Here is a 12,237-nt window from a genome sequence, read left to right as displayed (position 1 = left end):
CACCGATGCCGCCGCCCGCTTGATGCAAGCCGGCGGCGCCGCCATGTCAGTCAGGTCGAGCATGCGTCAGCTCAATGACGCAGGAGATCGTTATGAGCCGTGCCTTCGTGAAGGATGCGGACGAGAACCCCGGCAACGCGCTGCCGGACATCCCGCTGAGCGAACACCCCAACTACGTCACGCCACGTGGTCTGCAACAGCTGCGCGATCGTCTTGCCGCGACTCAGGCGCGCCGCGACGCCATCAAGGCTGCCGAGGACGCACTTGGCCAGCAGAGCGAACTGGCCTCGGTCGAGCGCGAACTGCGCTGGCTCAACACCCGCGTCTCCAGCGCCATCGAGATCGATCTTGCCCAGCAGCCGCGTGACCGCGTGGCCTTCGGCGCAACGGTGATCGTGGACACCGGCGAGGGCGAGCGCCGCTACCGCATCGTCGGCGAGGACGAAGCCGACGCCGAGCACGGCCTGGTCAGCTATGTCTCGCCGCTGGCCCGTGCGCTGATCGGTGCGCGCATAGGCGAAGAGGTCGTATGGCACCGCCCGGCGGGTGATATGCGGGTGGAAGTGGTGGCGATTGATTACGGGGATGACACATGAGCATGAAGATGGCTTTCATCCTCTCAGCCCTTCGATAACCAGGGCCGCACGCAAACAATCTCACTAACGGATACGCACCAGACTCGTCATCGCGTCGACGTAGGAGAGTTTCTCGTCGACCAGCAGCGGCAACAGCGGTGTCACCGATACTTCATTGGTTTTGGTCCAGCGCATCTTGCCGGTGCCATCGCGGAATACGAGGCCACCGACATCCTGGATCACGTAGGGCTCGCCATCGACACGGCCGAGAAACATCATCACGTGACCGGGGATATAGATGAGGTCGCCGACCTGCGCCTCCGACAAAGCCTTCATGCGCGCCGCGTGGTCGTCCTCCGCGGTAAACAGCCGATGCTGCAGAACGGGACTCTTCGCCTGATCGCCCGAGTTGCGCGGCATCTGCACGCCCATGCTGCGGTAGACGTCGGAAACGAAACCGCTGCAGTCGCGCCCGTTGTAAAGATGGCCCCAGCCGTAGCGTTCGCCGAGAAACTTGAAGGCCTGGCGGATAATGTTGGCCCGGGTCAGTGGCAGATAATCCGCGCGGCTGTCCACCGTCCGCTGCAGTAACGCCGATTGAAAATGCAGCGAACCGTCCGGCGCGCGCACCGGAAGCTCCAGCGCCCATGACGCATAGGCGCCCTCGCCGTTCACTGGCTGATCCGGCGGCAGATTGGCCAGCGGCACGCGTGTACCCATGTCCAGCTGCAGCTCGGAAACCGCCGGTGCTTCCGGTGTGAATACCGTGCGCACCTTGTCGCCCGTTACCACGCGATAGGGCGTTTTCTCTGCATGCGAAAACACTTCGTCAGCGCTGCCTTCGGCGATCGCCGAGCGCTCCACCCAGGCCGCATAGCGCGAGCTGACGATGAAAAACCATTGGCCGTCCCGACTGGTGTGCGCGATCACCACCGGATCGCCAGGAAACACCGTGCTCTCCTGAAAGCTTTCGAAGTCCTGCAGCCCTTTGCCGGGAAAGGCCCGCAGGCTGGTGGGGAAATTGCGCAGCGATACACGATGCACCACCATGCCGTAACGCGCCGGCGCACTATCGGGAATCTTGTCCAGCGCAACGCTCGCTGCGACTGTGTCAATCGTGGACTGCGGTATCGGCTGATCGTGCTCGTCGAACAACGGCTTGCCGGGCAGCCTGGAAACCTTATTGATCCAGCTTTCGACTTGCTTGCGCGTGAGCGTGGGTCCGACCTTGCGCAGGTCGTACATGGTCGGATCGGATTGAAGCAGTCGCGCATTCTGCGCGTCGATCTGCGCCTTGTCCCATATCAGCTTGTCGGCCGCCGGAGCTCTCGCCACCCAATAATCGGGCGAAAGCATCGCCTCCTGCACACCAATCACACCGGAAGGCGGAATAGGCAGCGTGCGCTCCAGCGAGAAGGCCGGCGCGCACGCCATAACCAGGGCCAGACCAGTGGTAACGCGGGAAACGAGTCGCATGAGAAAACCTGGTTCGGTGGTGAGTGAAGATCAGTTGCTGGCTGCAACCACAGCCGGGGTCTGAGTTGCAGCCACATTCGACACGGAGGCCTTCGCGGTGAGCATCGCCCCCAGGGTCAATGCGCAGACCAGCAGGCAGGCGCCGAACAGGCTATGCAGCATCACGGTTTCGAATTTCATGGTGGTTCTCCTTGAGCGGGGTTTTGGGGCTTTCGAGATAGATATGGCAAGGCCCGTGCCAACCCGGAGAATCCTTGGGAAGCCGCATTCCCAAGCCATTTCGAAGAAACCGTCCGCACCAGGGATGCTGTCCGCGGACGGTGGCGATGTTTGTCCGGACACGACCGGACAACGGATGAGCAAGACCGGCGCCTGACGCTGCGCTACTGCCTGTCGCCACGAACGCGAAGGGCTTCGTACAACCCGTCCACATATGTCCTGCTGGCTCTCAGCGGAACGCCATTGCGCAGCCGCAGCAGAACATCGCGATTCACCAGGGCTTTCATTTCGGCGACGCGGTCGATCCGCACGATGGCGGAACGATGGACACGCACGAACTGCGCCGGATCAAGCCGGCTTGCCAGTTTGCGAAGCGGCTCACGCAACAGATGGGACTCGTCCCCCACGTGCAGGACGGCGTAGTCGCCATCCGCCTCGATCCAGTCCACGTCTCTCGACTCGACCAGCAGGACTCTCGTACCGATACGCACCGTGAAACGCTCCAGCCAGCCGGCGTCTTCTCGGTTAAGGAAAGAGTCCATGGATGAAGCCACCTTGCGGCGATAAGGCAAAGCCTGGCGCGCGCGATCGAGCGACTCCATGAAGCGATCGTCGTCGACGGGCTTGAGCAGATAGTCGATGGCGTGAAGCTCGAAGGCGCGAATGGCAAAACTGTCGTGCGCGGTCAGCAGGATCGCCATGGGGCGCTCTGCCGAAGAAAGTACCGACAACAGTTCGAGCCCGCTCATGCCCGGCATCTGCACGTCGACAAAGGCCAGGTCGGGGGCGAGGCGGACGATGCCGTCGAGCGCCGAAGCACCATCCTCGAATTCGCCGACAATTTCGATGTCGGTCTGCCCCGCCAGCCGAACCACCACGCCGTGCCGGGCCAGAGGCTCGTCATCGACGATGACGACGCGCATCAGACCGTCGCCTCGCGATAGGGAACATCGATATGCACCGCATATCCCCCATCGGGGCGCGGGCCGGCGTCTATCGCGTGATCGTTTGGATACAGATTCTCCAGCCGCTTGCGCACATTGCTGAGACCGATGGCAGGAGAGCGATGGGCGACATCGAGCGTTTCGTCGGTGCTGCCATCGTTGGCGACATCCATGCGAAGGCGGCCTGACTGACGCGACACCGTCAGATCCAGCCGACCCGGCGCAGTGCGCTGCGCGATGCCATGGCGTATCGCGTTCTCGACCAGGGGTTGCAACAGCAGATAGGGCACCATGGCTCCCAGCACATCGGGACCTACCTGCGTGCGCACCACGAGACGGCGTCCCAAACGCGCCTTCTCCACATCCAGATAGGCCTCCATGAGGGCCAGCTCATCGGCCAGAGCGACTTCATGCGATCGCTCGTTGCCTTCGAGTGTCGCTCTCAGAAAGTCGGCGAGCCGGGCGATCATGCGGTTGGCATCGCGGTTCTCGCCTGACGCCACCAAGGTGGAAATGGCATTCAAGGTATTGAACAGAAAATGTGGCTGCAGCTGATAGCGCAGCGCCCGCAGTTCGGCATCGCGGGCGTGAGAGATGGCGCTTTCAGCCCGCGCCTGCGACGCCTGGAGTTCGGTGTAGTAGGCGACGACAGCATGGATGGCACAGAACGCGATCAACGCCAGCCAGCAGCCATCCAGCCCTCTGAAGATAAAAGCCGGCTGATAACCCGGCACCTGCTTCCAAGTCACCGCCATGTAAAGCCCTATCGCGTTGTTGATCAGCGACAACACATAGGTCAACACCAGCAGCACGAGCACGGCCTTCCACCACGCCGCCCGCTGTCGCCACAGATGGCGCTGGATCAGGCACAGCGGCACGATCCACACCACATACGCACACAAGTACAGCGCGCGATAAGCCGCCGAATGCCCGCGCCCGAGTTCAGGCAGGGCCATCACCACCATGCAGAGCGTGATCGGCAGGCCGGCGAGCAGGGGAAGCCAGAACGGTGGCTCGGCGCGCTGCGGCAATTGGCTGGCGTACACCTGACCTCCCCTGGCTTCTATAGGGAATTCTAGCGCTTGGCCGGCAGGTTGACGGAGTAGGTCATCGAGCTGATCTTCCAGCCGCTATCTGTCTTGACCACATGCCATGTCTCGCTGCCGCGATTGTTTTCCTTGGCGTCTTCCAGGAACACGAAATCGAAGTACACCGAAGCGACGGCGCCGTCGGTTTCGACACGAATATGGCTGAAGCGCTCTTCGATCGGCATCTTCGCCGTGGATACGAACTGCACAAAATCGGTGTAGCTGCCGAGCTTGTAGCGAGGCGCGTTCGGCGACTTCGCTTTCATCCGCGCATAGGTGTCGTCCGAGAGCACCGTAACCCAGGCTCCTCCGCTGGGAAGAAACATGTCCGATAGCGCCTTACCGTCCTTGGCCACGATCGCTTTCTGGAAATCGTCGATGAGCCGGTGCAGATCGTCGCTGGGGCCTACCGCATGCGCGATGCCGCCAAAGAGCGATGCCGAGATAAGTGCCGTCGCGATGAAGGTCTTCATGGGTCCTGTCCGTCGTGTTGGGGGTGCAGGTTCGCCCCGCTTCCGCGGCAGTGCCATAGGCAACAGCCCGCTGTGCGGCAAGCCGTGTATTCCATGCGCCAGGGCGTGTGCTGCCGGAGGACCAAACGACTTGGCGCAGCCATCCCACGGTTCAGCGCAATGCGCTGGCGCGGCCGTCGCGTGTTTCCGATAGTCGACCGCACTACCTGCACAAGGAAACGGCATGCGATCGAAGGGCGCGCGCAGTTGGACATGGTTGCGCCGGCTGGCGCTGGGTTTGCTGACATTGCTGGTGGTGCTCGGCGTGTCGGGTGCGCTCTTCAATGCACTTGCCGTAGCCCACTACCGGCGGGCCGCATCGCCTCCCGGCAAGCTCTACGCTGTGAACGGCCACTTGATGCATCTCTACTGCGCTGGTGAAGGGGAGCCTACGCTCGTGCTCGAATCCGGTATGGGCGAGGATTTCACCAGCTGGGGCAAGATCCAGCCCGTGCTATCCAACAGCACACGCACCTGCTCCTACGATCGCGCCGGCCTCGGCTGGAGCGACCCGCAACCGGGCCACCGGGACTCAGCCAGCATCGCAGATCAATTGCACGAGCTGCTGCGGCAAGCCGGCATCACGGGTCCCGTTGTGCTGATGGGTCACTCCGCCGGTGGGCTGCATATCCGTGCCTACGCTTCGCGTTATTCCAACAGCGTCGCCGGCCTGATTTTTGTAGACAGCTCGTCACCCACCCAATACCGGGACGCGCCATACATGGCCGTGATGAGCCAGCACAGCGCGTTCGAGTACAGCGCGATGAAAACCCTGATGACCCTGGGTGTGTTTCGCACGATGGGGCAATGCACCGCTGTCCCGAAAGGCCTCGAAGCTTACGCTGGCTGGATCAAGGCCAATACCTGCGTACCTGCCCAGGTAACGGCGTATCAGCGTGAAGCATCAGACCTCGGCTCATCTCTGTCGGAAGCCGCCAGAACCGGCCCCTATGGCGACCTGCCGATCCTGGTTTTCTCGCGCGACACCCGTATACCGCGACCGCCCCAGATACCCGCCGTGATCACCGCCGTGCAGTGGCAGCAGGCCGAAGCGGCGCACGACGCCCAACAAGAAGCCATCAAACAACTGTCGACACACGGCCGGCGCATCATCGCCACTGGCAGCGCCCATTACATCCAGCTCGAACGCCCTGACCTGCTCAACCGTGAAGTCGCGGCATTCATGCGGGAAGTACATGCGGGCTCGAAGCAAGGCGACAACGTAAGCACTATCTACGAGTAGGACCGTCCACACCCGACATCTGCGTAATCAACCGCCCGAACTCCACCGCCGCAGGCGTCTTGCCGCCCGCGCTCCAGACCAGGATGAACTCCGCTTCCGACAGCGGCGGCAGGCCGTAGCTGCCGTCGACAATCTTCATGCCGGGCTCCACGTCGTCCCGAGTCAGCACGGTAATGGCGAGGCCTGCCATGACCGCGGCGCGGATGCCCTGCTGGCTTTGCGAAGTGAAGACGACATGCCATGGCACCGACTTGCCGTCCAGCGCGCCCAGTCCCACCAGGCGATTGATGCACGGCGACGGGAAAAAGGCGAAGGGCAAAGAAGCACCGGGCGCGACATCGAAAAACTCGGCCGCCGCCCATACGAACTGCGTGCGTCGCAGCGGCGTGCCCTCTTCGCTACCCGGTGCGGCCATGACCACGGCCAGATCGAGTTCGCCGGCCTTGATCATCGGCTGCAGGTCGAGATTCATGCCCACGCTTACATCCAGCCGCACGGAAGGAAACGCGCGACCGAACTGGCACAGCAGCGTTGGCAAACGCTCACCCAGGAAATTCTCGAGTACGCCGAAGCGCACCACGCCGGAGATCGGCGATGGCTTGAAGCGCTGGGCCATGCTGTCCAGCGTGTGCAGGATCTTTTCGGCGTAATGCAGAAAGTCTTCGCCGTCTTCGGTGAGCGTCATCGCGCGCGTCGTGCGGAACAGGAGTTGCCGGCCCACCTGTTCTTCGAGCCGGCGGATCTGGTGACTGATCGCGGACTGAGTCAGGTTCAGGCGCTGCGCCGCGCGAGTGAAGCCGCCGGTTTCCTTGACGGCGACGAAAGCACGCAGCAGGGCGGGATCGAAGTCCATGGCGGCGGATTAATGATGGACGCTAATAGATACCACAAAATTAAATCATTTCCATCATGCTTCCCGCTTGCGCAGAATGAACGGGGCTATCCCTCACCCCTTACCCGGCCAATGTCATGGACTAGCGCAATACATGCGGATACCGCATGCGGTGCAATGAGCGCCACATAGACCAGATGATCTGCGGATCGCCTGATCCGTCCATCCGCCCATCGATAAACGCGAGATCCGCCTGCCCACGCAGCATCGCCTGCGCGGTCGACAACGCGCACCCGGAAAACAGGCGCGGCCTGTTCGCATTGGCGGCCACCCTGTGCGCCATCCCAAGGAGCCTACCGTGTCCCCTTCGTCCACCAGCAAAGACATTATCGCCGTCACCGCCATCAGCCTCGCCGCGCTGATGTTCGGCCTGGAGATTTCCAGCGTGCCGGCGATCCTGCCCAACGTTGAAAAAGTGCTGCACGCTGGCTTCAGCAGCGTGCAGTGGATCATGAATGCCTACACCATCGCGTGCACCGCGGTGCTGATGGCCGCCGGTACGCTGGCGGACCGCTACGGACGCAAGCGCATTCTGTTGATCAGCGTGCTCGCGTTCGGCGTGACCTCGCTGATCTGCGGCCTTGCGCACGACACCACAGTGCTGATCGCCAGTCGTTTTCTGCAAGGCCTGAGCGGTGGCGTGATGGTGATCTGCCAGATCGCCGCGCTCTCCCATCAATTCCAGGAAGGCCCGCGGCGCAGCCGGGCTTTCGCTGCGTGGGGCATCATCCTCGGTGTTGGCCTGGGCTTCGGCCCCATCATCGGCAGCGCCATCGTGGCGTTGCTGGACTGGACCTGGGTATTCCTGATCCAGGTGCCGCTGGCGCTGCTGACCACGGCACTCATCGCGGGCAGCGTGGACGAATCCCGCGATCCGGAAGCGAAAACACTCGACCTCGCCGGCATCGTCACCATGTCGCTGTCAGTGTTCAGCCTGACCTTCTACATCACGCAAGGTCCGGAGCTTGGCTTCGCCAGCGCCGCCGGCCTGGCGTGCATCGCGGTGTCGGCGGCGAGTTTCCTCGCGTTCGTCTATGTGGAGAAGCACCGCGCCCATCCGATGTTCGACTTCTCGGTGTTCCGCATCCGGCCGTTCTCCGGCGCGCTCTATGGCTCGATGGGCATGAACTTCAGTTTCTGGCCCTTCATGATCTATCTGCCGATCTACTTCCAGAGCGCACTCGGCTACGACGTAGTGAGCGCCGGCTTCGCCCTGCTCGCCTATACGCTGCCCACACTCGTGGTGCCGCCGCTGGCCGAGCGCCTGGTGCTGCGCTATCAGCCGCGCATTGTCATTCCCGCAGGTCTTTTCACGATCGGGTTGGGCTTCCTGCTGATGAAGTTGGGCAGCGCCATGGATCACGCGAGCTGGCTGAGCATGCTGCCCGGCTGTGTCGTAGCGGGCGCCGGTCTCGGCATGACCAACACACCGGTGACCAATACCACGACCGGCTCGGTGCCCACCTCACGCGCCGGCATGGCGTCGGGTATCGACATGAGTGCGCGGCTGATCACGCTCGCCATCAACATCGCGCTGATGGGCTTCCTGCTGCTGCAGGGCATCTTCTTCCACCTCGAGCGCGCAACGCAGGGCGCGCTGGATGCATCGCAGCTCCGCCACATGGCCGAACGGATCGCTTCCGGCTCGGTTGCGGAAACCTCGCTGGCGGGTCTGGCCGAAGGCGTAGCGCAGAGCGCGCTCGTCCATGGCTTTGGCTGGGTAATGCTGTTCGGCTGCATCGGCGCCTGGGTGCTGGCCGTGGCGAGCTTTGTCACCTTCGGACCAGGTGCCACGGTGCAAGACACCATCTGCTGCAACGCCACGGAATCCGCCTGAGCAACGAGGGAAACAAGGGGAACCGACCGGTGATCACCAACCTATGAGGATTCCATCGCCCATAGCGAGGGGTAGAGCTTTATAAATCCGTTCGTGGCGATGTCGAGCAGTCCTTCGTAGGGTACGGTCGGCGCTTCGTACCAGTAGCTGGCTTCGCCGCGGCGCTCGTAGCGCTGCGGCAACGTCACCAGCGAGGTTGCGCCAATGTCGAACCATGCAACGGACAACTCGGCCGCCCGCCCCGGAGCCAGCGCGAGACGACGCAGTTGCTGCAGATTGGTCGCGGGGGTGAAGCCGAAATCGAGGTCGCAGAGTAGCGTAGTACCGGCGGACAGCACGCCATCGAGATACCAGCCGTCGATTTCGCGGCTGATCGCATGGTCGAACTTGTTTCCGGCGAGATAACCGCGCACCCGGCCTCGGCGCGTCTGCCAGACCGGGTCGAGATCGACCGAGTATTCGACGCTGGCCGGGCCGAGCTGATGCAGGAAGATCGCCGTGCCGCGAAGTAGCCAGCCCGTGTCGCTCTGGATGAGCGAGGCTACGTCATGTCCCGGGGCATCCAGCCTTCGCCACATTGCGGTTACGGTCATGCCGGCTTTTTCCCTGCGAGAATCAGTTTTTCAACGCGGAAGCGCCATATCTCCGTCTATTGCAAAACCCAGCTTGACGTTCCCGCTACCTGGCTGCGCCCCGCCTACGGACAACTCATAGCGCCCGGCCTTGATCGCCCGCTTCCCGTCCACGTCGACCAGGCTCAACTGCCGCGGCGCCACCTCGAAGTGCAGCGTCTGCGTCTGCCCTGCCTTGAATGCCACACGCCGGAAACCGACCAGCGCGTGACGCGGGCTACCGGGCGGCGCATCCAGCGCAGTGAGATAAAGTTGCGCCACCTCGTCACCGTCGCGCTCGCCTGCATTGGTCACTTCGACGTCGACCGAAAGTGCTTGCCCCGCCTTGATGCGTTCGGACGATAGCTGCGGTTTTGCGTAGGCAAAGCGCGTGTAGCTGAGGCCATCACCGAAGGCAAACAACGGCTCACCCTTGAAGTATCGATAGGTGCGCCCCTGCATGCCGTACTCGGCGAATGGCGGCAAATCCTTCACCGAACGATAGAACGTCACCGGCAACCGGCCGGCGGGATTGGCGCGGCCGCTGAGCGTATCGGCGACCGCGGTACCGCCCTCTTCGCCCGGATACCACGCTACCAGGATCGCATCGGCGTGCTGCTTGGCCCATTCGATCGCGACCGCGCTGCCGCTCATCAGCACCACCACCAGCGGCTTGCCACTGGCTGCCGCGGCCTCCAGCAATCGCTGCTGGGGCGCGGGCAATTGCAGATCAGTGCGGTCGCCGCCGGCGAACCCGGGAACCTCCACCTTCAGCTCTTCGCCTTCCATGTCCGGCGACAGACCGACGAAGGCGACCACCGCATCGGATGGCTCGACCGCCGCACGCGCTTCGCGCAGTTGCGCATCGGCCGGCGCGATCCATTGCAGGCGCACGCCCTGATCCTGTCCGGTGTGGCGCAGCTCAAGGCGGATCAGACGCGGACGGGTATCGTCGAAATGCACCGCGACGCTCAGGTCAGGCTCCTTGCCGGCATCGTCGATCAGCAGCTTGCCGTCGACATAGAGCCGCACCGGATCGTGCCCTGTGCAGTCGAAGCAGCGGTCCACATGCACGCCCAGCGTGTAATCGCCCGCACCGGGTGGCAGCAGCTCGCCCTGCCAGCGCACGGCGTAGCGATCGGCATCCAGAGCAGCAGCGGGCGCCACGACATCCCAGTCGAAATCGATGCGACGATCGGTGCGCACCAGCTTCGGCTTGCCATCGAACCCGGTGGCATCGAAGTACTCGCCCTTCAGACCCGGTGTCGTGTCGGAGCCGCTTACGCGCAGCGCGGTGGAAGGCACTGGCACCGCCACACCGGGCGCCAGCGTCGAACCCTGCGCATAGCGCACGGCGCCAAAGCGCGCCGTCAGGCCAGCAAGTGGTGTCACCGGGTCGATCGCGGTGCCGTGGTAATTGGCCTCCAGCGTATTCACGGTATCGGCGTTGGGGCCGATCACCGCCAGCCGCACGCCGGGCTTGAATGGCAGGGTCTGGTGTTCGTTCTTCAACAACACCATCGTTTCTCTCGCGGCACGCAAAGCGAGTTCGCGATGCGCCGATGACGCGATGTCATGCGTACCGAGGTGTTCGTAAGGATCGCTCGCCGGATCGAACAGGCCGAGCCGATAGCGCGCGGCAAACAGGCGGCGCGCCGCGGTATCGATAAGCTCCGCGCGAATCTGGCCGTTGTGCACCGCCTCGCTTAGATCGGCATACGCCTTGCCGCAGTTCAGATCCGTGCCTGCGGCGAGCGCCGCCGCGGAAGAAGCGGCATTGTCGGGCTTGTAGTGATGGAACTGGGTCATGTCGTCGACCGCATCGCAGTCGGACACGACATAGCCGGCGAACTGCCAGTCACGCCGCAGGCGCTCCGCCAGCAAGGCCGGCGAAGCGCAGGCCGGCGTGCCATCCACCGCGTTGTAAGCACACATCACCGAGCCGGCCCGCCCTTCCACCACTGCCATGCGGAACGCGGGCAGGTAGGTGTCTTCGAGATCGTGCGGCGAGGCATTCACGTTGAAACCATGGCGCCCAGGTTCCGGGCCGCTATGCACCGCGAAGTGCTTGGGTGTCGCGATGGTCTTCAGCACGCGTGGATCGTCACCCTGCAGGCCTCGCACAAACGCTATGGCGAGGCTGCCGGTCAGGAATGGATCCTCGCCATAAGTTTCCTGACCACGCCCCCAGCGCGGGTCACGAAAAATATTGACGTTGGGCGACCAGATGCTGAGCCCTTCATAGCGCAGGTGATCGGCCTTGCCGACCACGTTGTATTTCGCCCGCGCTTCGGTGGAGATCACATCGCCCACCCGATGCATCAGATCCGTATCCCAGCTCGCGGCCAGACCGATCGCCTGCGGGAATACCGTGGCGTGGCCATTACGTGCGATGCCATGCAAGCCTTCGCTCCACCAGTCGTAGGCGCCGACGCCAAGACGCGGTATCGCCGGCGCGGTGCTCTGCAACTGGGCGATCTTCTCGTCCAGGGTCATGCGGGCGACCAACTTGGCGGCACGCTGTTCGGCGTAGTCGGTGTCGGCCGCCATAGCGATGGCGCGCCCGGAAAGAAGCGCGCAAGCGGCCAGGATCAAGTGCCGCGAACGGATCGCGCCGCGCATCGACGGGCTACCTTCCTTGCTCACGATGAATCGCACCATGCTCAGCTCCTGCAACTAGGTTTTCGCCCGATCCTACATGGCGCCTAGCAGGTGCGACATTGAGATAATGCACTTCGCGCAGTATGAAATCCGGCGAAGGAATGCCTCGCGCTCATGCAAGGCAAAGCACAAGCCGGCACGTGCATATGCCGGCCCGTTTCCTGGAACCATGCGGCCCA

The 12,237-nt window shown here is 63.2% G+C and carries 11 protein-coding genes; 3 read left to right on the top strand and 8 right to left on the bottom strand.

Annotation, left to right across the window (positions count from 1 at the left end):
* Positions 1–92: 92 nt before the first annotated feature.
* Positions 93–596 carry a GreA/GreB family elongation factor gene (locus tag ISS97_RS07340; RefSeq protein WP_379986919.1) on the top strand — a complete coding sequence of 168 codons (504 nt, stop codon included), beginning with the start codon at positions 93–95 and terminating at the stop codon, positions 594–596.
* A 63-nt stretch (positions 597–659) separates the two neighbouring features.
* Here ISS97_RS07340 and ISS97_RS07335 read toward each other — a convergent pair whose 3' ends face one another.
* The 5 genes from ISS97_RS07335 to ISS97_RS07315 all read right to left on the bottom strand — a co-directional run bounded on the left by ISS97_RS07335 (position 660) and on the right by ISS97_RS07315 (position 4,775).
* Positions 660–2,051 (bottom strand): C40 family peptidase, encoded by a 1,392-nt coding sequence (locus tag ISS97_RS07335; RefSeq protein ID WP_379986920.1) that lies wholly within the window; start codon positions 2,049–2,051, stop codon positions 660–662.
* 30 nt (positions 2,052–2,081) lie between these two features.
* Positions 2,082–2,231 (bottom strand): hypothetical protein, encoded by a 150-nt coding sequence (locus ISS97_RS07330; RefSeq protein ID WP_379986921.1) that lies wholly within the window; start codon positions 2,229–2,231, stop codon positions 2,082–2,084.
* Positions 2,232–2,434: 203 nt separating this feature from the next.
* Positions 2,435–3,193, bottom strand: coding sequence for a LytR/AlgR family response regulator transcription factor (locus ISS97_RS07325; RefSeq protein ID WP_379986922.1), 759 nt, complete (start codon positions 3,191–3,193; stop codon positions 2,435–2,437).
* On the bottom strand, positions 3,193–4,260 hold the full coding sequence (locus tag ISS97_RS07320; RefSeq protein ID WP_379986923.1) for a sensor histidine kinase: 1,068 nt from the start codon (positions 4,258–4,260) through the stop codon (positions 3,193–3,195). Before ISS97_RS07320 ends, ISS97_RS07325 begins: the two co-directional genes overlap by 1 nt.
* Before the next feature lie 29 nt (positions 4,261–4,289).
* A complete protein-coding gene (locus ISS97_RS07315; protein ID WP_379986924.1) occupies positions 4,290–4,775 on the bottom strand; it encodes a hypothetical protein in 486 nt (161 codons plus the stop codon).
* 223 nt (positions 4,776–4,998) lie between these two features.
* Between ISS97_RS07315 and ISS97_RS07310 the strand changes: the two genes are divergently transcribed.
* The gene (locus tag ISS97_RS07310) at positions 4,999–6,057 is read left to right on the top strand and encodes an alpha/beta fold hydrolase (RefSeq protein ID WP_379986925.1); all 1,059 of its coding nucleotides are present in this window, start codon (positions 4,999–5,001) and stop codon (positions 6,055–6,057) included.
* On the opposite strand, the gene ISS97_RS07305 is transcribed toward ISS97_RS07310, so the two are convergent.
* Positions 6,044–6,910: a LysR family transcriptional regulator gene (locus tag ISS97_RS07305; protein ID WP_379986926.1), complete on the bottom strand. Its 867-nt coding sequence runs from the start codon at positions 6,908–6,910 to the stop codon at positions 6,044–6,046. The two genes, ISS97_RS07310 and ISS97_RS07305, sit on opposite strands and share 14 nt — an antisense overlap.
* A 337-nt stretch (positions 6,911–7,247) precedes the next feature.
* On the opposite strand from ISS97_RS07305, the gene ISS97_RS07300 reads away from it, so the two are divergent.
* Positions 7,248–8,786: an MFS transporter gene (locus ISS97_RS07300; protein WP_379986927.1), complete on the top strand. Its 1,539-nt coding sequence runs from the start codon at positions 7,248–7,250 to the stop codon at positions 8,784–8,786.
* A 41-nt stretch (positions 8,787–8,827) separates the two neighbouring features.
* Here ISS97_RS07300 and ISS97_RS07295 read toward each other — a convergent pair whose 3' ends face one another.
* Both ISS97_RS07295 and ISS97_RS07290 read right to left on the bottom strand, forming a co-directional pair.
* A complete protein-coding gene (locus tag ISS97_RS07295) occupies positions 8,828–9,379 on the bottom strand; it encodes a putative glycolipid-binding domain-containing protein (RefSeq protein ID WP_379986928.1) in 552 nt (183 codons plus the stop codon).
* 30 nt (positions 9,380–9,409) lie between these two features.
* Positions 9,410–12,019, bottom strand: a complete 2,610-nt coding sequence (locus ISS97_RS07290; protein ID WP_379987208.1) for a glycoside hydrolase family 3 protein — start codon at positions 12,017–12,019, stop codon at positions 9,410–9,412.
* Between the last annotated feature and the right edge of the window lie 218 nt (positions 12,020–12,237).

This window comes from Dyella koreensis (assembly GCF_044904565.1).
Lineage (GTDB): Bacteria > Pseudomonadota > Gammaproteobacteria > Xanthomonadales > Rhodanobacteraceae > Dyella_D > Dyella_D koreensis.
The sequence above is the reverse complement of the archived record's forward strand: the minus strand, read 5'-3'. Positions and strand labels throughout refer to the sequence as shown.

Bases quoted from the DNA above. Each gene is read 5' to 3' on its own strand.
- ISS97_RS07340 (WP_379986919.1), top strand. From the start codon at position 93: ATGAGCCGTGCCTTCGTGAAGGATGCGGACGAGAACCCCGGCAACGCG.
- ISS97_RS07335 (WP_379986920.1), bottom strand. From the start codon at position 2,051: ATGCGACTCGTTTCCCGCGTTACCACTGGTCTGGCCCTGGTTATGGCG.
- ISS97_RS07330 (WP_379986921.1), bottom strand. From the start codon at position 2,231: ATGAAATTCGAAACCGTGATGCTGCATAGCCTGTTCGGCGCCTGCCTG.
- ISS97_RS07325 (WP_379986922.1), bottom strand. From the start codon at position 3,193: ATGCGCGTCGTCATCGTCGATGACGAGCCTCTGGCCCGGCACGGCGTG.
- ISS97_RS07315 (WP_379986924.1), bottom strand. From the start codon at position 4,775: ATGAAGACCTTCATCGCGACGGCACTTATCTCGGCATCGCTCTTTGGC.
- ISS97_RS07310 (WP_379986925.1), top strand. From the start codon at position 4,999: ATGCGATCGAAGGGCGCGCGCAGTTGGACATGGTTGCGCCGGCTGGCG.
- ISS97_RS07305 (WP_379986926.1), bottom strand. From the start codon at position 6,910: ATGGACTTCGATCCCGCCCTGCTGCGTGCTTTCGTCGCCGTCAAGGAA.
- ISS97_RS07295 (WP_379986928.1), bottom strand. From the start codon at position 9,379: ATGACCGTAACCGCAATGTGGCGAAGGCTGGATGCCCCGGGACATGAC.
- ISS97_RS07290 (WP_379987208.1), bottom strand. From the start codon at position 12,019: ATGCGCGGCGCGATCCGTTCGCGGCACTTGATCCTGGCCGCTTGCGCG.